Below are 20510 nucleotides of genomic sequence, written 5' to 3' on the forward strand. Positions count from 1 at the left end.
GTTAAACCGACTACCTCAAAAGGAATAATCTGCTATATTAGTTAATATCATCTGTATAATAGTCAACTAAATCAAAGCAACAATACTATCAGTTATTTCAGTCACAAACCCCATTCTTAGCAGTGACACTATAGGAGGTCAAGCGTGAGTAATCAATCTAACCGAGTATCAGAATTTTTTAATAGTGAGTCGGAAACCAGTAATTTATTATGGCAATACGTTAAATCATTAAGTCCAGATACAATTACTCAATTATCCAAACCCAGTTCCCACGAAGTTTTACAGGTCATGGAACGTAATATTATTGGACTTTTAGGAAATCTACCTTCTGAACAGTTCGGTATTACTATTTCTACCAGTCGAGAAAGTTTGGGTCGCTTATTAGCATCTGCGATGATCAGTGGTTATTTTCTACGGAATGCAGAACAAAGAATGGGTTTTGATATGGTCGTACAAGCAACAGAAGCGAATAATAGCGTTGAATAATATTATTGTAGCTTAGGAAAATTATCAAAACAAAGATCAACTCGGTAGAGATATAATTAATCTACCGAGTTTTTTGATTATTTATTGGTAGTTGATAAGTAATACAGCACTACAAGAGTGTTATGAGGTACATATCTAGCCTGCACCACAAGAGTTTCATGATTCAACTTTGTACCTCATCAAAGCGGAAAACGCTGTATTGTATTAAGTAGGTGAACAGAAAAAAACCGACATAAGTAACGAAAATTCAAGTTGCCCAAAACCTGTTCCCTGTCCCCTGTTCCCTGTTCCCTTGTCATAACGACATTTAACGCCAACCTACTTATATGACTGAAACCAATTTTTCTATTCCTCATAAAATTATTGGTGTTGCTGTTATTTGGAATGACCAAAAACAGATTTTAATTGACCGTCGGCTTCCCCAAGGTACAATGGGTGGTTTATGGGAATTTCCAGGAGGAAAAATCGAAATTGGTGAAACTATTCAAGAATGTATTAAACGCGAAATATCGGAAGAGTTGGGAATAGAAATTGCAGTTGGAGAACATTTAATTACTATTGATCATACTTATGCTCATTTACGGGTGACTTTAACGGTACATCATTCTCGACATTTAACAGGTATTCCCCAAACTATAGAATGTGATGAAATTCGCTGGGTAAGTTTGGACGAATTAGATAATTTTAATTTCCCAGAAGCGAATGGGGAAATTATCACAGCTTTAAGGAAATATCAATTTTAACAAAAACCTGTTCCCTGGCATTTTTGACATTTGGAGGATCTGCGTGAACCATAAGGTTAGATTCTCCCTGTACCTTGACAGGAAGAACATTCAATTTTCTCGTTTTTGTGAGTAGACAAAACCCCACTATACTGATCTCAATTGACGTACACCCACGTATTCCCTATATTTGCACTGAGAGAATTTTGATTTTGCCTGGGATTCCCTCAAATTGCCCTAAGATTGCCCTGAAATAAACGGTAAATTAGCGATCGCAGCCAAGCACTAGGTCGTATAATTAGATCAGGAAAATTAGCACCTGTATTGAAATTGTGAGACTTTCAACTGAATCACCTATTATTACTTCATCAATTTTGCGGTGTGAAGAAGTCATAGCTATCTTGCGTCCTCAGCATGACGCGATTCGGGCGTTTCACGTTGCATCACTGTTTTTATTTGGTTCAGTGGCACGAAATGAAGCTACGCCTAGTAGTGATATTGACTTGTTGGTTGAATTTTCTAAACCCGTCGGGATGTTTACCTTTGCGCGGCTACAAATTTATCTGGAAAAATTGTTAGGTTGTGCGATTGATTTAGGTACGCCGGACTCCCTCAAGCCTTATTTAAACGATGTTGTCATAGCTGAGGCGAAACGTGTCTTCTAGAAGTTTGCAACAGAGATTACGGGATATTCTCGAACAGGCTGAAGAGATTTTAGTTTTTGCCGATGGTTTGGACTTTGAGGCTTTTTGTGCTGATGCCAGGACTGTCAAAGCGATTCTATATGATTTAGCGGTTATTGGTGAGGCTGCACGCAGTCTTCTTCCAGATATTCTTGACATATATCCCAATCTACCTTGGCAAGAAATGCGTGCTTTAAGAAATCTCGCAATTCATGAATATTTTCGAGTAAGTTTGTCTATTGTTTGGACAACAATCAATGAAGATTTGCCACCGTTAATTGAGCAAATTCGTGAGTTGATTAATAGAGTTTAAGGAGGGTATTTTGATGAATTGGGCTGAGTTTATAAAAGAAATTGCACGTCAAAAATTACATAAAGAGGCGCATCGGTTGACTTTTCTTGAAATATTTGGAGACAACGAATCACCAACAATAGATAAAACAATAATGCTAAATTAGTTGAGGCGATCCCTGTACGTGGAGATATTTATGGTTTTAATTAATTAAAAATTTAGACTTTTATGGTATAATGGCATTGCTAAAAATGCTTTTTCAACAAAAGCAACATTTATTTTTAAAATGAAAAGTAACAATCTATTAACACTATTTATTTGTTACTAATAATTTTCTACAATGGTTAAAAAGACTTTTATTAAAGGTGTAGGTAAAAAATGTCTAAAACCGTTGCTGACGTGATGAGTCGTGATCCTATACTCGTCCGTCCTCAAACTCCATTAAAAGAAGCTATCCAGATTTTAGCAGAAAAACGAATTAGTGGTTTACCTGTAATTGATGATGCGGGTAAATTAGTGGGGATTATATCAGAAACAGACTTGATGTGGCAAGAAACTGGTGTAACCCCACCCGCTTATATTATGATTTTGGATAGTGTGATTTATTTACAAAATCCCGGTACTTATGAACGAGATTTACATAAGGCTTTAGGACAAACTGTAGGAGAAGTTATGAGTAAAAATCCCGTGGCTATTTCTCCTCAGAAATCATTAAAAGAAGCAGCACAATTGATACAAAATCACAAGGTTCAGCGTCTCCCTGTTCTTGATAATGGGGGTAACGTCATTGGTATTCTCACTCGTGGTGATATTATTCGTGCTATGGCTGCTGAGTAGGAAGCACAGAAGAGAAATATTTTTAAGCAACAACTGACAACTAACCACTGACCACTGACAACTAACCACTGACAACTAACCACTGACAACTGACCACTGACAACTGACCACTGACAACTAACCACTGACAACTAACCACTGACAACTGACCACTGACAACTAACCACTGACAACTAACCACTGACAACTGACCACTGACAACTGACCACTGACAACTGACCACTGACAACTGACCACTGACAACTGACCACTGACAACTGACCACTGACAACTGACCACTGACCACTGACATAGGATAATTAAATGGCTGTTTCTGCTGATACTATCAAAACATCACTAGATTCTGACAATTTGGGCGATCGCTTACGTGCGGTTAATCAAATCCGCGAAATAGAACCACATATCGGTTTAGAATTAATACAGATTGCTATAGGTGATAGCAGTGCGCGGGTACGTTATGCTGCTGTCAGTCAAATGGATACCCTGGGAAAACAAGATTTACCATTATCCTTGACAATATTACGGGGTTTACTTTATGATCCCGAAGCAGATGTCCAAGCAGCCGCAGCAGACTGTTTAGGTGCGCTAAAATTACATGATGCTTTTGAGGACTTACAAAAGCTTTACCAAGAAACATCAGAATGGTTAGTCCAGTTTAGCATCATTGCCACATTAGGAGAATTAGGAGATATCCGAGCCTTTGAATTACTTACCCAAGCACTCACTTCCGATAATGGCTTAATTCAAACTGCGGCCATTAGTTCTTTTGGTGAGTTGGGAGATACAAAAGCAGTTCCTCTCCTGATTCCATACTGCACTAATCCAGATTGGCAAGTACGTTACAGAGTTGTTCAAGCTTTAACTCGCTTAGGCAATGATGAAGCTAAATCTATTTTAGCAACTTTAGTGAATGATGAAGTAGAGGCTATTGCTAATGAAGCTAAAAAAGCCTTACAGTTAGTTTAGCCTAGTAGTTGCGTTTATTCGATAAAGCGCAACTGCTGAACTCATCTTTCTAAATAACTTGATTTTTGATTGATATAAAAAACTTGGTCATTTAGACACCTGGTGAAAATTAAAAAATTAAATATGTGTTATCTGTAACTCTTGTAGAAACCTTCCATGGAACGTCTCTACATTTTTTGTTTTATTTTTAGAGAAAATTTCCCTTAACCTCCATATACCTGCGGCCAAGTTGTCAGTAAAAATACTATAACTGCGCTGATAGCTAGGACACCTTGAATCAAATTTCCCACCACCGTTCCCACAGTAATTCCGATACCAGCTTTTACAGCAGGCCATAATCGTCTTTGGTAAAGCAACTCACCCACAATTGCACCAAATAATGGTCCAAATAGAATACCTAATAATGGTCCACCAAAGGGTAAAGCAGGTAATAATCCAAAAAATCCCATTAATAAACCCACAAAAGCGCCAATTTGTCCCCACCTACTAGCACCGGCTTGTTTTGCACCAATGTAACCAGCAAGGAAATCAACTCCCGTACTTAGAAGTAAAACAATGATTGTCACAATCAGGGGAATTTTAATAGCAGCAAAGGAATGACTGACGATTCCCCAGATGATAATAGATATTAAAATCAGGCTGCTTCCAGGGATAGCAGGAACTACAGCACCAATAATTCCCACCAACATTATAGCCAATAATAGCCAATAAATAATCTGCATAATTAATTTAGGAGTTGGAAGTTAGGAGTCAGAAGGAAGAAAAAAATTACTCATTACTAAAAATGACAGCTAAATTAGCTATGCAAAAACCATTTATTTTGACTTATAAAAATGTGATGATCGAAAACCTGGGTTGAGAACAGGGTCTCTTGAGAGGGGGAGAGTCTCAAAATTACCCACTTCTCCATCATAAATATACATCTTAATTACTTCTTCGCGCTTTTGGTTCTGCGCGTCTTAGTGGGAAACCTTGATCAAAAATAAAGCATAATTAACCATTATCAAACCAAGAAAAAACATTATGAACACACAGCCCCTCCCCCTCCGCGTCGGAGTTCTCGGTTTTGGTGGACTTGGCCAAGCAGCGGCCAAACTCCTTTCCAGTAAACAGGAAATGATTCTCGTCGCAGCCGCAGACCAAAAAGGTTACGCTTACTCTAGAGCAGGCTTAAACACCCAAAGTTGTATCACAACCTACCAAAATCAAGGTACAGTAGGTTATTTAGAATCCTTTGGGACTTTAAGTGACAACAGTATTCAAGATCTAATCGCCACCAGTCAGCCCGTAGATGGTTATTTTCTGGCTTTACCCAACCTTCCTAATGATTTTATCCCTTCAGTAGCTAAACAGTTCATTCAAGCCGGTTGGCGCGGTGTCCTGGTTGATGCTATAAAACGCACCAGTGCCGTAGAACAACTTTTGGCTATGAAAGATGAACTACAAGCAGCGGGAATTACTTATATGACTGGCTGTGGTGCTACTCCCGGACTCTTAACCGCAGCGGCCGCTTTAGCTGCCCAAAGTTACGCTGAAATCCACAAAGTAGAAATTACCTTTGGTGTAGGAATTGCTAACTGGGAAGCTTACCGTGCTACTGTGCGGGAAGATATTGGCCACATACCCGGTTATACGGTAGAAACTGCTAGAGCCATGACAGACCCAGAGGTAGAAGCACTACTAGATAAAACCAATGGTGTGTTAACTTTAGCGAACATGGAACACGCCGATGATGTGATGTTAGAAATAGCGGGTATTTGTTCACGGGATAGAGTCACCGTTGGTGGTGTTGTTGATACCCGCAATCCGCAAAAACCTCTCAGTACAAATGTGAAAATTACCGGACGCACCTTTGAGGGAAAAATATCCACTCACACCTTCACCTTAGGGGATGAAACCAGTATGGCGGCGAATGTGTGTGGTCCAGCCTTTGGTTATCTTAAAGCTGGTCAAGAATTGCATAATAGGGGCATTTCTGGCTTATTTACCGCAGCGGAAATTATGCCAAAGTTTGTCAAATAGACATCTGGTGAAAAATATTGTAGAGACGTTCCATGGAACGTCTCTACAAGGGTTGTAAGTCACGCACATTTAATTACCTCCAGATGTCTAATAGGTGATTGGTAAAAAACAAAATCCCTGACTTCTTTAAGGAGTCCGGGATCTTCTCCAGATACAGCACTTCCCGGTGTTATGAGGTACATATTTAGCGGGCAAGATGCCCGCAATACAAGAGTTTCATCATTCAACTTTGTACCTCATAAGAGCAGAAACCGCTGTATTTAGCCCAAGTCCTAACCTATACTATCATATACCTTGAACATAGGCAGATACATAGCCAGCAAAATTGTCCCTACCATTCCCCCCACGACCACAATCATCAGTGGTTCTAAAATACTAGTGAGTGCTTTTACGGCCTGTTCGACTTCATCTTCATAAAAATCAGCAATTTTCATCAACATTGCATCTAGTTGACCTGTTTCTTCACCGATAGTCATCATCTGAATTGCCATAGCTGGAAAAACGGCTTTTTTGAGTAAAGCAATACTAATCATACCCCCCTGTTGCACCTCTTCACGAGCAGCGTCAATAGCATTAGCAACAACCTGATTTCCTGACGTATCCCGCACAATTTCTAAAGAGGTTAAAATGGGTACTCCAGAGCGGGTTAAAGCCCCAAAAGTGCGACTAAAACGAGCAATGGATGATTTTTGAATCAAATCACCAAACAAAGGTATTTTTAGGGAAATAGTGTCAATACTTAACTTGCCAACTGGGGTTTTATAATACTGCTGATAGAGAAACCACAATGCAAATAAAGCCCCAATTACTAATAGAGATAAATAACTTCGTAATACTTCACTACAAATGAGCAAAAATTGCGTCAGTGCCGGTAATTCTGCTCCCAAATCTTTAAAGATATTTGCAAAAATGGGAATGAGAAAAACTGTCATCCCTACAAAAATAGCAGTTGCTAAAAAACCCACAACTGCTGGGTAAGCCAAAGCTGATTTAATTTGGTTTTGTAACCTGGCCATGTCTTCTAATAATTTAGAGAGACGATTTAAGACCTCATCTAATACACCACCAATTTCTCCAGCGTCTACCATACTCACATACAAACCATCAAAACAATCAGGATGTTTACTCATGGCATCTGAGAGGTTAACGCCAGATTGAACATCAGCACTAATTTCCATCAAAGCCGCTTTGAGTTTAGGATTATTACACTGTTCAGATAGTACACCCAAGCTTCTAACTATCGCCACACCTGCATTTACTAAAGCAGCAAATTGACGAGAAAAAACCGCTCTATCTTTAACAGAAACCTTAACAAAGGAATTCTGAATTTTCTTTATATCCAACCGAGAAGCCAGGGTTTGAAATTCTTTGATATTCTGGATAACAAAACCTTGATTTCTCAAATTGAGCCGGGCTTCAGTCAAGGAATTAGCGATAAATTTTTCGCTTCTGGATTTTCCTTGGGAGTCACGAATACGAGCAACGTAAGTAGGCATAATACTAATTGAGTTATTTGTTGGTTGTTAGTTGTCATTGAAAAAATCATCTTCTCATATTACCCATTACCTATTCCCATTACCCATTTACAGCACTTCCCGATGTTATGAGGTACAAGAACCCCACCCCCAACCCCCTCCAATATCAAAAGTTTATCCTTTTCTTCCCCCCGCTGCGGGGGGATTGAGGGGGGTGCGAGGAGGGGGCTTAAGATGTACCTCATAAGAGCGGAAACCCCTGTATTTTAATTTACTTTAGCTCCTGCTGGGGCTGTTGCGCCAATTAGACGGTGCAATTCATCTGGTTTAGAGGTTTTAGACATTGCTGCTTGGAAAGAAATAGCTCCAGCTTTATATAAATCAGCTAAAACTTTCTCTAAAGTTTGCATTCCCAATTTACCTCCAGTTTGAATAGCTGAGTAAATTTGTGCTGTTTTTCCTTCTCGAATCAAGTTAGAAATAGCCGGAGTAATAATCATAATTTCTTGGGCCATTACTCGTCCATATTCACCTGGTTTAGGATTTTTTGTAGGTACTAAAGTTTGACTAAAAACTGCTATTAAAGAGTTGGACAACTGTACCCGCACCTGAGTTTGTTTTTCTGCTGGGAAAACGTCAATAATCCGGTCAACGGTTTGTGAAGCAGAACTAGTATGTAATGTACCAAATACTAAATGACCTGTTTCTGCTGCGGTAATTGCCAGAGAAATGGTTTCTAAATCTCGCATTTCTCCGACTAAAATAATATCAGGATCTTCCCGTAAAGCTGCTCTTAAAGCATTAGCAAAACTTTTAGTATCTTCTCCTAATTGGCGTTGATGAACCACACTTTTAATTGGTTCATAAACAAATTCAATGGGGTCTTCAACTGTTATAATGTGTTCCGCCCTAGTGCGGTTAATTAAGTCAATCATGGCCGCTAGGGTAGTGGTTTTTCCCGAACCTGTCGGACCTGTAACCAGAATTAGCCCTCTGGGTTTATTTGACATTTCCCGAACGACATCTGGTAAACCTAATGTATCAAAGTTGGGGATTTTAGAACTTAAAGCCCGTAAACAAGCAGCATAAGCACCACGTTCTTTATAGACATTCACCCGGAAACGAGCCAACCCCCTGACACCGTAAGAACAATCTAATTCCCATGTCTGTTCTAAGGTTTTGCGCTGAGTATTATTAAGCATACTGAAAATTAGCCTTTGACACTCATCCGCTGTGAGGCTGTGGTCGCCAATGGGTGTAAGATGGCCACTGATGCGGAAATAGGGCGGTAAACCAGCGGATAAGTGCAAATCTGACCCGCCCATATCAATCAGTTGTTCCATCAATTCTTCAATCATGATTTCCATACTTTGACTTTGCTCCTATTAAAAATTAAAAACCTCAAACTAAAACCCCACACTGACTGTACTTAATTCGTAAATCGAGGTGTCGTACAGTAAGGACAATCTAACCATTGTGGTTGTAATTCTGCGCTACAAGTACGACAAGTCAGACCACTTTTCCGTTTAGCCTTTAATTCAGCCTCTACAGCACTATCTGTAAATGTTACCCGTTCTACTTCCTCTAAAGTAGTTATACCTTGACGAACTAAATCTAAACTGTAAGCGAGTAAAGTTTTCATACCCTCTTCCACAGCCAGTTCTTTAATCCGTTCTGTGGACGCTTCTTTGTTAATCAGAGTTTGTAAGTTTTCAGTAATTCGCATCACTTCGTAAACACCACAACGCCCCTTATAACCCACACCATGACATTTTGGACAAATATTTGCACTATGGGCAGGTATTTCTTCTGGTGGTATGGTATTAGCTTTATAGAAAGTGGTGGAAATTTCTTGGGAAACTGATAAACCATAACGAGCTAGTTCTTGGCTAGTAGGAGTATAGGGAATGCGACATTCAGAACAAACACGACGGACTAGACGTTGTGCTAAAACACCAATTAGAGAACTGGAAATCATGAACGGTTCAATCCCCATTTCTCCTAAACGAGCGATCGCTCCGGGTGCATCATTAGTGTGTAAAGTAGTTAATACCAAGTGACCTGTTAATGCTGCTTCAATGGCCGTTTTCGCTGTTTCCCTATCCCGTGTTTCCCCCACCAATAGCACATCTGGATCTTGACGCAAAAAAGCCCGCAAAGCCGTAGAAAAATCTAACCCCTTTTGACGAATTACTTGGACTTGAGTAATCCCCGGTAAACTGTACTCAATAGGATCTTCCACAGTACTGATATTAATCCCCGGATCATTCTTTTCCGATAGTGCTGAATACAACGAAGTAGTTTTACCCGAACCTGTCGGTCCTGTCACCAGAATCAATCCGAATGGCTTGCTCACCATATCTTTGACGATATTTAAGGTTTCTGCATCAGTAATTAACTTATCCAAACCCAATTGGGTGGAAGAGTTATCTAAAATCCGAATCACCACTTTTTCTCCGTACCGACTAGGTAGGGTACTGACCCGGAAATCCACCTTTCGTCCTTCAAAAATACGGCGAATACGTCCATCTTGAGGTAAACGTCTCTCAGCAATGTCTAAATTAGAGATAATTTTAAACCGAGCTATGACTGCCGAAATAATTCTTTTCGGCATATTTTCAAAGGCCTCACGTAATACCCCATCCTTGCGGAAACGAACTCGCAGATGTTCTTCTTGAGGTTCGACGTGAATATCAGAAACACCCTCATTTAAAGCCTTGAGCAAAATCCGATTCACAAGTTTAATAATTGGTGCATCCTCAGCCCCCTTCACTGCTGAACTCAGATCAAGATCCTGCTCAGAACTTTTATCTAATTCTAGAGTGCCTAAATTATCTAAATCCTCTTTAACATCATATGTTTTTTGCTGATCTAATATCTTTTGTTGTACAGCTTGTTGATCTAAATATTGATTAATGATTTGCTGGTAATCTTCTAGGGTAATTACCATGCGCCGCCAGGACAAGCCTTGAGAACGAAATATTCGGTTTAGTTCATCACCAGCTTCCAAGTTATCTGGATTAACCATCGCTACCAAAATCTGCGGTGGGTTTTCATAATCATTTCTTGACCATGGGACTAACTGATACCGACGACAAATCTCAACAGGAATCAGGGTCTGAATTAAACTACTGATCTGTTTGATCTCAATTTCCTGAACTTCTAAATCCAAAGGCTCAACGCCGTATAAAATTTTCAGTTCAAATAAATTTTGTTTTCTGTATTCCCTGGAAAACTCAGGTGATAGTTTTCGCCCAGTGATAGACTCCAATACTTCCGTTAGTTGTCGGCCAGACTTGCGGCTTTCAATCACAGCCCGCTTCATCTGCTCATTATTGATATAGCCAGATTGTATCAGTTTACTGCCAAAAGCCGAAAACTCAGTTCTTGGAGTCAGCGCGGTACTGCGTTCTTGCGATGATGAGTAAGTCATAAATAATTGGCCAGGGTTGAAAATAGTTGCTTAAAATCTAGTTATATCTATAGATATAACCTGGTATGATTAGCAATCAGGCTGCTCTTTACCTAATTTAATCAGCAAAACCAAATTTTTGTGGAGTCCTGATGGCTGATACCTAGAAAAGTAATTCACTTGAGCTTTGTGCTTCAGTCCAACAAAGCGAAAAATGACACAGCTATTGGTCAGTTATTTCTCTATGCTTGTACTCTGTTTCATTTACATTATCTTTTGTGATTTTTTGTGACTAGAACTCGTGAACCTTTAGTTAGTTTAGCACTGTATCACGCCTTTAAGTGGTCGGTGGTTAGCCCCTTGCTACACACATACTTCCGGGGCAAAATTTATGGCGCAGAAAATGTCCCCCAAAGCGGTGCTGTGATCATAGTTAGTAATCATGCTAGTTATTTTGACCCCCCTATAGTTTCCAGTTGTGTCCGTCGTCCAGTCGCTTATATGGCCAAGGAAGAATTATTTAAAGTTCCTGTTTTAGCACAAGCAATTAAATTATACGGTGCTTACCCCGTTAGTCGCGGTAGTGCTGACCGCAATGCTATCCGTGCGGCTCTAGAATATTTAGAGAATGGTTGGGCTGTGGGTGTATTTTTAGAAGGTACACGCACTCCAGATGGTCGCATAAGTGACCCAAAAAGAGGCGCAGCCCTCCTAGCAGCTAAGGCCAAAGCTCCTTTTTTACCAGTGTGTTTATGGGGAAGTGAACAAATTTTACAACCTGGTTCTTCTTTACCTCGTCCAGTGCCTTTAACTATTAGAATTGGTCAATTAATTGACGCTCCCACTTCTACTAATAAGGAAGAATTGGAAAGAGTGACTCAACAATGTGCAACGGTAATTAATGAAATGCACGATTTGGGCAGGTAAAATTTAAAAAGGAGATGCACTATAGCATTTCCTTTCTCAGTCAGATACAAGAATCAGCTAGTAGGGTGCGTTACTTTATCACTAACGCACCATTTTAAGTTGTAGGTTGGGTTAAGCGCAACGCAACCCAACAGCACATCTTGAATATTATTATCAATGTTGGGTTTCACTTCGTTCTACCCAACCTACACAATTTATAATTTGTATAAGTTTAGCTTCGTAATGACCAAAGCTAACCTGTTTTTTTTACACACCTCTAAATATTTGAGTTATGTAACTGATTTAGCAGTTGTAATGCTTACCGCAGCTATATTTATGATGGGTTTCCAAACTATCTACACCTGTTGGTATACCTAATCTATTTAAAGATGCTAAACAATATCCTAGAATGAAGCTACCACCAAAAATCACAATTGCAGATCACTTTAAAGATTTAGAAGATCAAAGAGTGCAGAGAACAAAAAGGCATAAATTAATAGATATAGTTACCATTGCGATTTGTGCAGTAATATGTGGAGTAGTAGGTTGTTATATTGTAAAATCAAATTAGTAACTAAAAAAGTGGAAAGTGGGAAATCATGTCGGAATTACGAGAAAAATTACAGCAAAATCTTGATGAAGCAGAATGGGAATGGTTAATTCCCCATGTTCAAAAAGATGTAGTGGTTCTGGTAGCAGAAAATTTAGACTTACTAGATGTGGGAGAAGCGATCGCTAGTGATAATATTCTTTCAGTACAACATTGGATAGATGAACAATTATTAGCTAAACCTACAGTAGACCAAGTGGGAGAATGGAATTTACACCGCAACAAACGATTTAATGCTCTGATCATTGAACCCTATGTGTTAGTAAAAGAAATAATTACTCCCATTTCGTAAATTATTAATTTAATTCTAATTAAAACCATAAGTTTTAATTTACTGTTAATGTAGTTAACTTATGCCAGTTTTTGAAATATAGACAACATAAAATCAGTTTTTTCTTCAGCTTGGCTAAACTTGACAAGTTAAACCTAAACTAATAATGGTTAGGAATACCCATAACTGATATCTTCTCCCTTGATAAAAGTTGGAAAATTAGTGATCTCTTTGTGATTTCTTCAAGAGAAGATCACTTTTCTTTTCTTCTTTAAATCGGACTTTCAAAACCCCCTGGAATCGTAACCAGGGTAAAAATTACCGGATACCACTTTTCGCACATCCTCCTATGATTTAATTCTCTACAAAAATCAATTTTAATTACTAATCAACTCTACAGCATCTCGGCCATCAATATCTTGTAAATAAACTTTGACAATTTCTTCTTTTGCTGTTGGTAATTTTTTCCCCACGAAATCTGGATGAATTGGTAACTCTCGATGACCTCTATCTACTAATGCAGCTAAACGAATCACTTCTGGTCTACCATATTCATTGACTGCATTTAAAGCAGCACGAATAGTTCTTCCTTTAAAAATGACATCATCTACAAGTACCACAGTTTTACCAGTCAAATCAAAAGGAATATCCGTTTTCTCTGGAGTTCTCAAGCCAATTTTATCAAGATCATCACGATAAAATGTAATATCCAAAGCACCTACAGCAACAGTAATATTTTCCAGAATTTCTATTTGTCGTGCTAATGAATAAGCTAAAGGAACTCCTCTAGTGCGAATACCCAGAAGTAACAACTGAGATAAATCTCGCGTTCTTTCCACAATCTGAGAAGCCATACGAGTTAATGTCCGACGCAGTTCTTCTGATGAAAGGATTTCAACTATTTTAGTAGACATAAAATTAGTAAATGGTAAATGGTAAATGGTAAATGGTAAATGGTAAATGGTAATTAGTAATTGGTAATTGGTAATTTTTGATCATCTCGTTCCTATACTCTGGATGGGAATGAGATACTGGAAGATAACTAAGAGGATGTTTTAAAAGTGGTATCCCGTAATTTTCATTACATTTTTACCCCACGAAAGTCCCCCTTTATGAAGGGGGGAAACAAGAAAATCCAGTTCCCTCCCTTTAACAAGGGGAGGGTTAGGGAGGGGTCAAAAATATTTGATACATCAATCATGACTTTTCACACACCCTTTAAGCTATTAAAAATATTGCTATTGCTAGTCCTAACCACAATAAAAACGCATATCGAGTTAAATTTAAGGCTTGATCAATAGAATCTGGTGTAATGGGATAAATAGGATCTCCTAAAAGTGGTTTATGTTTAGCTACCCCACCATACCAATTTACACCTCCCATTTGTACACCTAAAATTGCAGCATAAGCGCATTCACTCCAACCAGAATTAGGACTAGGGTCTTTAATTGCGTCGCGGCGGCATATTCGCCAAACATTGACAGGTTTGGTGGATAATAATGATAAAGTTATCACTGTTAGGCGACAGGGCAACCAAGTGAAACCGTCTTCCCACCGCGCACTAAACCAACCAATGTAAGTATAAGGTGCTTGCTTATAACCGATCATTGAATCTAAAGTGCTACTAGCTTTATATGCTAATGCCAAAGGAACAGGACCGATAACAGGGATAAATGTACCAATAATAGTATAAAAAAGAGGAGCCATTACTCCATCCGTAGCATTTTCCGTAACAGTTTCCAAAACTGCTCGGAGAATTTCCACTGGGGAAAGATTAGCTGTATCTCTCCCCACATAATTGCTGAGAATTTGTCGTGCTTGAGCTAATTCTCCCTTACTTAAAGGTTGTAGAACTTCCATAGCTGCATTTCTTAAACTTTTGAGAGCGAAACAACTAGCTAGAAGAATGCTTTGTACAGTAATTCCTAAAAATGGATGTACCCCCTGGGCGATTTTAACCATGATCCACCCTACCAACCCACTGCCAATCATAACACTAATCCCCAGTACAATGCCCGCGAGACGCTGAGAAAAAGGATTTTGACAATATTTGAGGGAGATATTATTCAAACGAGAAATTACCCAGCCTATCACCCGGACTGGATGCGGCCAACCCCAAGGATCACCTATTAAGTAATCTAACAATGCAGCTAAAATCAAAACGGCAGCAGATATCATTTATTATTCCTTCTTTCCCTATTGCGACCCCTGTTAAAACTAACGACTAAACCACAAAATTGACTTCTTCACCAAGAGATGCTTGCCAACTGCGAGCATCATAATAAAGGTCAGCCAGGGTAATATTGTATAAAGCTTCTTTGAGCTTTTGATTGAGCCTGTTCCAGAGAGAGGATGTTACCCAATCCGCCGTTTGAGAAGGTGTAGGATGATTGAGAGGTAAATTAGTGATATTTTCACCAACAGCCTCCAAGATTTGTCCAATAGATATTTGTGCAGGTTTTCTGGCCAACTTGTATCCACCAACGCTACCACGAATTGAAGTTACTAAACCAGCCCGACGCATTTCTATAAGTAGCTTTTCCAGATAGGGAGCGGGAATATCTTGACGTTTAGCGATCGCTTTAACCGATTCAGGACCATATTTTGGCTGTAAACTCAAATCTAGCAGAGCCTTCACACTGTAGTGTCCTCTAGTCGTTAGTTTCATCTATAGTATTCCTAAGTATTGCCATTTAATCATGAAAATGACTGATCAACAAGCAGAAAAGGGGAAGGGAAAATCCCAGAAAACAATCATCTAGTTAACAAGATATTTTTAGGACTGAGCCAAAATATCTCTCAAAGCCGGATTTCTTCGTGTTCTTCGCTCCTTCGTGGTTGATTATTCATTAACCTGTGTGTAGTTACTGATCTTTCTTAGAGAATTTCTCAAAAATATTGATGATAGTACAACAATTTTGTCCATGAGTGTAATATACTTGGCTAGACTGATGGAAAAATTAAAGGAATCCTTTCCTATTAGTTCAATGTCAGCTAAAATAAAATTCACTTAACAACTTCAACAATTCGTTTTCGACCCAAGTTAATGCCTAAACAGAAAAAAATTGAACCCCTAGTTGGCGAAGAACTGATCACAAAAGTCAGAGAGCTAGAAACCCTCAGCAAAGACGAAAAAGCTAAAGAGTGTGGCTACTATACTGTTACAAAAAATGGTGTAGAGCGTGTTAATATGATGAAATTCTTGAATGCCCTAATTGATGCAGAGGGTATTCAATTAGATAGTTCCCCAGGTGTTAATGGGCGTGGTGGTCGCAGTGCCAGCTATAGAATTAGTGTGCAATCAAATGGCAACTTGCTCATTGGTTCAGCCTACACAAAACAGATGAATCTTAAACCTGGAGATGAGTTTATTATCACCTTGGGCAAAAAACACATTCGACTGCGGCAAGTAGATGCAGAATCTCTAGAAGATGCGGAAGTAGAAGCTACAGTTTAGTTCAGTTCTGAGTTGTCAGTTGTCAGTGGTTGAGTTTTACTGTTGATTAACCCCTGACGGCTGCACACTGATCTTCAATGTCCCTGTTTCTCTATACCTCTATATTGTTAACAGGTAGAACTGGTAAATAGCTATGGAGTGCTTTAGTAATTGCTGTAATATTACAAGTTAATTCCAGTTCCCTAAATTCTAGTAAACCCAGGATAAAATCGGGATTTTCCCTAGCTACCACCGGTAACTGATGTAAACCACGTAATGCCATGCGGTTTAAAGCTTCAGATAAAGGTTCATCAACCCAAGCATAAAGAATATCAGTAGTACAAATATCTATCAGTTTTTGGCTAGATAAAGTTCCGTGAATTTCCGGAGGCAAATTAGGGATATTTTGCCATAGAGAAAGAGTTCGCTTAATATCTTCCAGGGAAAGAATTCCCACCAATCTTCCTCCATCATCAATTATTAAAGCGCTGCGTGTACGTTTTTGGGTCATTGCCACCGCCGCCTCTATGACTCCCAGGGTGGCTGATAATTTTTGGGGACAAGTGTGCATAGCATCTGCGACTAACATTTGCTGCCACATTTCCACCTTTTCATCTTTCAACTCTGGCAAACCAATCTGTTGGAGATTAGAATTGGCATCTATTGTTGGTTTAATTCTTTCCACCAACCAAACACTTAGACCCACAGCCGCCATCAAAGGTAATACAATGCGGTAGTCGCGGGTTAATTCAAATAACATGATAATTGCCGTTAATGGTGCTCTGACGCTACCTGCTAAAACCGCCGCCATACCCACCATGGCATAAGCTGGAGGAGCAGCCATATATTTCCCCAGTTCTGGTGCTATCAAAACCAGAAATTTAGCATAAGTAGACCCAAAGGACGCACCTAAAAACATAGCAGGTGCAAATAGTCCACCCACAAAACCACTACCGGAACTTACTGCCGTCATCAACAGTTTTAATGCTAGTAATATTAGTAATAGCTTGAGGGAAAAATCCTCATCCTGTAGCATTGCTTGTACAGTTCCATAGCCAATACCCAAAATTTGCGGGTAACGCCAACCTACTGCACCAATAATTACACCACCAATGATCGGTTGAATTGACTGAGGAATTTTCCCTAATAACTTGAACCCTGGTAAATTCCCAGCAAAGCCTGCTTTAGTTAAACGAATTGCTTCGGTATAAGCCAGAGAAATTAAACTCGCACCCAAACCCAAACCAAGATAAAGAGGTAATTCTAAGTAACTACGAACTTGATAAGCGGGTAAAGCAAAAGCAGGTTGTGATCCCAAGCCAATTTGACCAATTAAAGCGGCCACTACGGCGGCCAGTAGAACTACACTTACAGCCGACGTAGCCAAATATGTAGTTCCCATGACTACTTCTAAGGCAAAAAATACTCCCGCAATGGGGGCATTAAAACCAGCGGCTAAACCAGCCGCCGCCCCTGCCCCCAAAAGTAACCGCTGGCGTTCCTGAGAGACTTGTAATATATCAGATAATAAAACCCCGAAATTCGTACCAATTTCTACACTAGGACCTTCAGGACCTAAGGACGCACCACTACCGAGAGAAACAGCCGCAGCGATCATTTTTGTCACTGGTCGTAATGGTTTTTTGGCTTCTTTTCCTTGGGAAACAGCGATTAAAGATGAGAGTCCCGGACCAAAATCCTGAGTGCGCCAACGCATCAAACCAACAATAATGCCACCTAGAGTAGGGACAGCGGCTAAAGTCCAAGCACCCCAGCCTCCAATCTGTCCCAGAAAATTTTCCAGCATCAAGTAGTTAATTAGCTGGATTAAATAGTGAAAGGTGACTATACCCATACCCGTGCCACCGCCAATTAATACGGCTAAAAACAGCACTACTGTTTCCTGGGAGGGTTGAAAACGATTAATTAACTGGGTAAACTGAATGGAAGGTGTGGGAAAAGCAGGGGATTCCCTGACCTTCCTCTGGGAAGCAGGAGGCAAGAGAGTCATAGTCATTAACAACGGGGGTAATTTTCAGAAAAAATAAATCAATTTTTTATTTGTTATCTCCTATTGTGGTTCATTATGGGAGCAACTAGCCGATCAATAATTGATTAACTAAAATTACAAAATATGTGGAAACAAGAATTACGCCTGGCAGTGCTAACAACTTGAGTTAAAATCGAAAGGAGTATGTCATCTGGACATCCATTCTCAATCCGATACTATTCTTCAAATAATTACAAGTAATTATGGTAGAGGTAGTAAATTTTAAGTAAAATTCAATACTGCTATTGTTATATAGAAAATCAAGGGATTAGGCGGACGAGGTAGATGAGTACAAATACTTTTGATAATCATTATGTTACTTGCCCAATTTGTCGAAGGAATAACAGAACAACGCCAATTAAGTCTTACATTGGTTTGTTTACCTGTCCTTATTGTCAAGAAAAGTTAGTTGTTTGCCAAAGTGGACATTATGTACGTGATCCGTTTATTTGGAGACAGATGATGATCTCTTCGGATCTCCGTCGTCAAAGCCGACCTTTAGCCAGAATGATCAGAGATTTTATCTCTATTAAACGTCCTCTTTTGTCTTTGGTGCTAGGAAGTGTGGTTTTTTTGGCTATTATGACTATAACCCAAAACAATACGAGTCAAGATAGCCAAGAAATTACCCGCATCGAAAGCATCAATAAGACTAAAAAATAGATTTTTTGTAGAAGCATGAACTGAATTTTAGATTTTAAATTCTGGATGGAAAAGTTAAGCTTTGCAAAGCTTTTCAGCCGTCAGATGTAAACACAAGAATAAATCTAAAATCTCAAGTCCAAAATCTCAAATTGTTTAACTGCGCCATTATGATTATAATAGCCTACCTGGGGTAGCCATCTGATATACAGATATATTATTACGATGCTGACCTCATTATGCCTCATTAACTTGTAATATTCTGTAATTACCACAGCCAATAATTAGATCTCATGAATAGAAATAGAGATACATAAGTTCCCCAAATGAGAATTTTTAGAAATTGCTTATCGCCTCGTTCTAGCAAAATTGCAGCTAAAGTCATAGTTAAAGTTACAGCAGCAAAAATGATCTGCAACTCTACTGTGTCTACAGTTCTCCAGCTAAAATAAATACTACCTGCTGAAGCAACCACTGCCAATATTGCTAAACTCGTTACCCAAGCACGGGGATAGCTGGAGAATAAAGGTACATTAGACATTTCTGTTAACCCAAACCCTATGGCTAAAGCCAAACTAGGATAAATGGGGAGTATGTACCAGGGAAGTTTAACGCTAATCAGGGAAATAATCAATAAATAAAGGCCAAACCAGACAATAATCAGTTTTGCCCAACTTAAGTTATGATTGTCCCAGGTAATACGGATAATTTGGGGTAAAAATATCAACCAAGGCCATGTCCACTTACAGATTTCGAGTAGATAATACCAAGGTGGTTGTGAATTGCCATTAGTATTATTAGTACCATTAATAATGGTATTGATGTCAAGTCTCAATGGATAACCGTAGTGGAATAGCTCAAACCCATACCAGCAAAGTACGGGTAGACAACCAATAAAAATACCCATCCAGAAATAATAACAAGTTAGCAGTCTGGGTGTATCCCAATAAAGAAATACTAAGACAATTGCACCCAAATAAATGCCAGTTATGCCTTGAATCAGACAAATTAAGCCAAAACTAATTCCTATACCTAAACAGTAGCGTAAATCTCGACGCGATCGCAAGACAAACCACATCATCAATATCAAAAAACTGACAACTGGGCCATCTAATATGGCCAACCTGCCATAATAGACGACAGGCAGCATTGTCAGATAAATTAAAGAACTATAAACAGCTACCCAACGTTGGCGAAATATTTCTCTACTAAGGCAATATAACAAAGGTACAGAAATTGCTGTCAAAATCGCACCGGGTAGCCGCGTTGTCCATTCGTTAACACCACCCAGGGAATAAGCCCCAGCAATTAGCCAGTGTATAAGGGGCGATGTATGATGATAGGGTTTACCACCTAAAGTGGGGTAAAGCCAGCGCATTGAATCTGCTGGGGCTTGCCAAATTTCCCGTGCTACCTGTGCCACAATTGTCTCATCGCCATTTTGTAAAGGCAACCCCCCCAGATTAATGGTAAACAATATTACTGCTGCCAATAGCAATACTAGCAACCAAAGCCAATCAATCTTCTTTTCAACCACACGGTGTTGTTTTTGCAGATCGGTCCAAACAAAACTTCCTTCTTGCATATTTTATTGGTAATATTATGACTGCTGCGTTTCATCACATACAGATTAGGAGGCATCTCTAGTTTTACTATCCAGAATCTATATTTTAAACCAGGTCAATATCGCAAATTAACTT

The 20510-nt window shown here is 39.2% G+C and carries 20 protein-coding genes and 2 pseudogenes; 12 read left to right on the forward strand and 10 right to left on the reverse strand.

The features are described 5' to 3' along the window. The first annotated feature begins 144 nt into the window (after positions 1 to 144). The 5 genes from ACIR310F_RS0116060 (at position 145) to ACIR310F_RS0116085 (ending at position 3020) form a co-directional block, all read left to right on the forward strand. Positions 145 to 486: a DUF760 domain-containing protein gene (locus tag ACIR310F_RS0116060; protein ID WP_028084706.1), complete on the forward strand. Its 342-nt coding sequence runs from the start codon at positions 145 to 147 to the stop codon at positions 484 to 486. Positions 487 to 812: 326 nt separating this feature from the next. Continuing rightward, a complete protein-coding gene (gene mutT / locus ACIR310F_RS0116065) occupies positions 813 to 1229 on the forward strand; it encodes an 8-oxo-dGTP diphosphatase MutT (RefSeq protein WP_028084707.1) in 417 nt (138 codons plus the stop codon). 311 nt (positions 1230 to 1540) lie between these two features. Then, complete coding sequence (locus ACIR310F_RS0116070; protein WP_231387571.1) at positions 1541 to 1873, forward strand: nucleotidyltransferase family protein; 333 nt, start codon at positions 1541 to 1543, stop codon at positions 1871 to 1873. Continuing rightward, positions 1863 to 2204 carry a HepT-like ribonuclease domain-containing protein gene (locus ACIR310F_RS0116075; RefSeq protein ID WP_028084709.1) on the forward strand — a complete coding sequence of 114 codons (342 nt, stop codon included), beginning with the start codon at positions 1863 to 1865 and terminating at the stop codon, positions 2202 to 2204. Before ACIR310F_RS0116070 ends, ACIR310F_RS0116075 begins: the two co-directional genes overlap by 11 nt. 357 nt (positions 2205 to 2561) lie before the next feature. Next, positions 2562 to 3020, forward strand: coding sequence for a CBS domain-containing protein (locus ACIR310F_RS0116085; RefSeq protein WP_028084710.1), 459 nt, complete (start codon positions 2562 to 2564; stop codon positions 3018 to 3020). A gap of 61 nt (positions 3021 to 3081) precedes the next feature. Here the strand turns inward: ACIR310F_RS0116085 and ACIR310F_RS22825 are convergent, their stop codons facing one another. Continuing rightward, complete coding sequence (locus tag ACIR310F_RS22825; protein ID WP_071604837.1) at positions 3082 to 3312, reverse strand: hypothetical protein; 231 nt, start codon at positions 3310 to 3312, stop codon at positions 3082 to 3084. An 11-nt stretch (positions 3313 to 3323) separates the two neighbouring features. On the opposite strand from ACIR310F_RS22825, the gene nblB reads away from it, so the two are divergent. Next, entirely contained in the window at positions 3324 to 3986 is a 663-nt protein-coding gene (gene nblB / locus ACIR310F_RS0116095; protein ID WP_028084711.1) for a phycobilisome degradation protein NblB, read from the forward strand. 203 nt (positions 3987 to 4189) lie between these two features. On the opposite strand, the gene ACIR310F_RS0116100 is transcribed toward nblB, so the two are convergent. Further along, positions 4190 to 4708 carry a DUF456 domain-containing protein gene (locus ACIR310F_RS0116100; protein WP_028084712.1) on the reverse strand — a complete coding sequence of 173 codons (519 nt, stop codon included), beginning with the start codon at positions 4706 to 4708 and terminating at the stop codon, positions 4190 to 4192. A gap of 301 nt (positions 4709 to 5009) precedes the next feature. On the opposite strand from ACIR310F_RS0116100, the gene bioU reads away from it, so the two are divergent. Beyond that, positions 5010 to 6008: a (S)-8-amino-7-oxononanoate synthase BioU gene (bioU, locus tag ACIR310F_RS0116105; RefSeq protein WP_028084713.1), complete on the forward strand. Its 999-nt coding sequence runs from the start codon at positions 5010 to 5012 to the stop codon at positions 6006 to 6008. A gap of 272 nt (positions 6009 to 6280) precedes the next feature. Here bioU and ACIR310F_RS0116110 read toward each other — a convergent pair whose 3' ends face one another. From ACIR310F_RS0116110 to ACIR310F_RS0116120, 3 genes are all read right to left on the reverse strand, one after another. Continuing rightward, positions 6281 to 7504, reverse strand: a complete 1224-nt coding sequence (locus tag ACIR310F_RS0116110) for a type II secretion system F family protein (protein ID WP_028084714.1) — start codon at positions 7502 to 7504, stop codon at positions 6281 to 6283. Between the two features lie 245 nt (positions 7505 to 7749). Further along, a complete protein-coding gene (locus ACIR310F_RS0116115) occupies positions 7750 to 8850 on the reverse strand; it encodes a type IV pilus twitching motility protein PilT (protein WP_028084715.1) in 1101 nt (366 codons plus the stop codon). 62 nt (positions 8851 to 8912) lie between these two features. Continuing rightward, the gene (locus ACIR310F_RS0116120; protein WP_028084716.1) at positions 8913 to 10916 is read right to left on the reverse strand and encodes a GspE/PulE family protein; all 2004 of its coding nucleotides are present in this window, start codon (positions 10914 to 10916) and stop codon (positions 8913 to 8915) included. Between the two features lie 267 nt (positions 10917 to 11183). Between ACIR310F_RS0116120 and ACIR310F_RS0116125 the strand changes: the two genes are divergently transcribed. From ACIR310F_RS0116125 to ACIR310F_RS0116135, 3 genes and pseudogenes are all read left to right on the forward strand, one after another. Continuing rightward, positions 11184 to 11822, forward strand: a complete 639-nt coding sequence (locus ACIR310F_RS0116125; protein WP_028084717.1) for a lysophospholipid acyltransferase family protein — start codon at positions 11184 to 11186, stop codon at positions 11820 to 11822. 388 nt (positions 11823 to 12210) lie between these two features. Then, positions 12211 to 12342, forward strand: a pseudogene (locus ACIR310F_RS24445) (transposase family protein); the annotation flags it as partial. A 58-nt stretch (positions 12343 to 12400) separates the two neighbouring features. Further along, a complete protein-coding gene (locus ACIR310F_RS0116135) occupies positions 12401 to 12703 on the forward strand; it encodes a DUF2288 domain-containing protein (RefSeq protein WP_028084718.1) in 303 nt (100 codons plus the stop codon). Between the two features lie 356 nt (positions 12704 to 13059). Here ACIR310F_RS0116135 and pyrR read toward each other — a convergent pair whose 3' ends face one another. The 3 genes from pyrR to ACIR310F_RS0116150 all read right to left on the reverse strand — a co-directional run bounded on the left by pyrR (position 13060) and on the right by ACIR310F_RS0116150 (position 15350). Then, complete coding sequence (pyrR, locus tag ACIR310F_RS0116140) at positions 13060 to 13596, reverse strand: bifunctional pyr operon transcriptional regulator/uracil phosphoribosyltransferase PyrR (protein WP_028084719.1); 537 nt, start codon at positions 13594 to 13596, stop codon at positions 13060 to 13062. 304 nt (positions 13597 to 13900) lie between these two features. Further along, the gene (gene cbiB / locus ACIR310F_RS0116145; RefSeq protein ID WP_028084720.1) at positions 13901 to 14860 is read right to left on the reverse strand and encodes an adenosylcobinamide-phosphate synthase CbiB; all 960 of its coding nucleotides are present in this window, start codon (positions 14858 to 14860) and stop codon (positions 13901 to 13903) included. 46 nt (positions 14861 to 14906) lie between these two features. After that, positions 14907 to 15350, reverse strand: coding sequence for an Rrf2 family transcriptional regulator (locus tag ACIR310F_RS0116150; protein WP_028084721.1), 444 nt, complete (start codon positions 15348 to 15350; stop codon positions 14907 to 14909). Positions 15351 to 15728: 378 nt separating this feature from the next. On the opposite strand from ACIR310F_RS0116150, the gene ACIR310F_RS0116155 reads away from it, so the two are divergent. Continuing rightward, positions 15729 to 16139 carry an AbrB family transcriptional regulator gene (locus ACIR310F_RS0116155; protein WP_028084722.1) on the forward strand — a complete coding sequence of 137 codons (411 nt, stop codon included), beginning with the start codon at positions 15729 to 15731 and terminating at the stop codon, positions 16137 to 16139. Positions 16140 to 16230: 91 nt separating this feature from the next. Here the strand turns inward: ACIR310F_RS0116155 and ACIR310F_RS0116160 are convergent, their stop codons facing one another. Continuing rightward, positions 16231 to 18129 (reverse strand): chloride channel protein, encoded by a 1899-nt coding sequence (locus ACIR310F_RS0116160; protein WP_028084723.1) that lies wholly within the window; start codon positions 18127 to 18129, stop codon positions 16231 to 16233. 324 nt (positions 18130 to 18453) lie between these two features. On the opposite strand from ACIR310F_RS0116160, the gene ACIR310F_RS0116165 reads away from it, so the two are divergent. Then, positions 18454 to 18831 (forward strand): hypothetical protein, encoded by a 378-nt coding sequence (locus tag ACIR310F_RS0116165; protein ID WP_028084724.1) that lies wholly within the window; start codon positions 18454 to 18456, stop codon positions 18829 to 18831. 250 nt (positions 18832 to 19081) lie between these two features. On the opposite strand, the pseudogene ACIR310F_RS22830 reads toward ACIR310F_RS0116165, so the two are convergent. Then, positions 19082 to 20395 (reverse strand): annotated as a pseudogene (locus tag ACIR310F_RS22830) (ArnT family glycosyltransferase); the annotation flags it as partial. Between the last annotated feature and the right edge of the window lie 115 nt (positions 20396 to 20510).

It is taken from the genome of Dolichospermum circinale AWQC310F, from assembly GCF_000426925.1.
GTDB lineage: Bacteria > Cyanobacteriota > Cyanobacteriia > Cyanobacteriales > Nostocaceae > Dolichospermum > Dolichospermum circinale.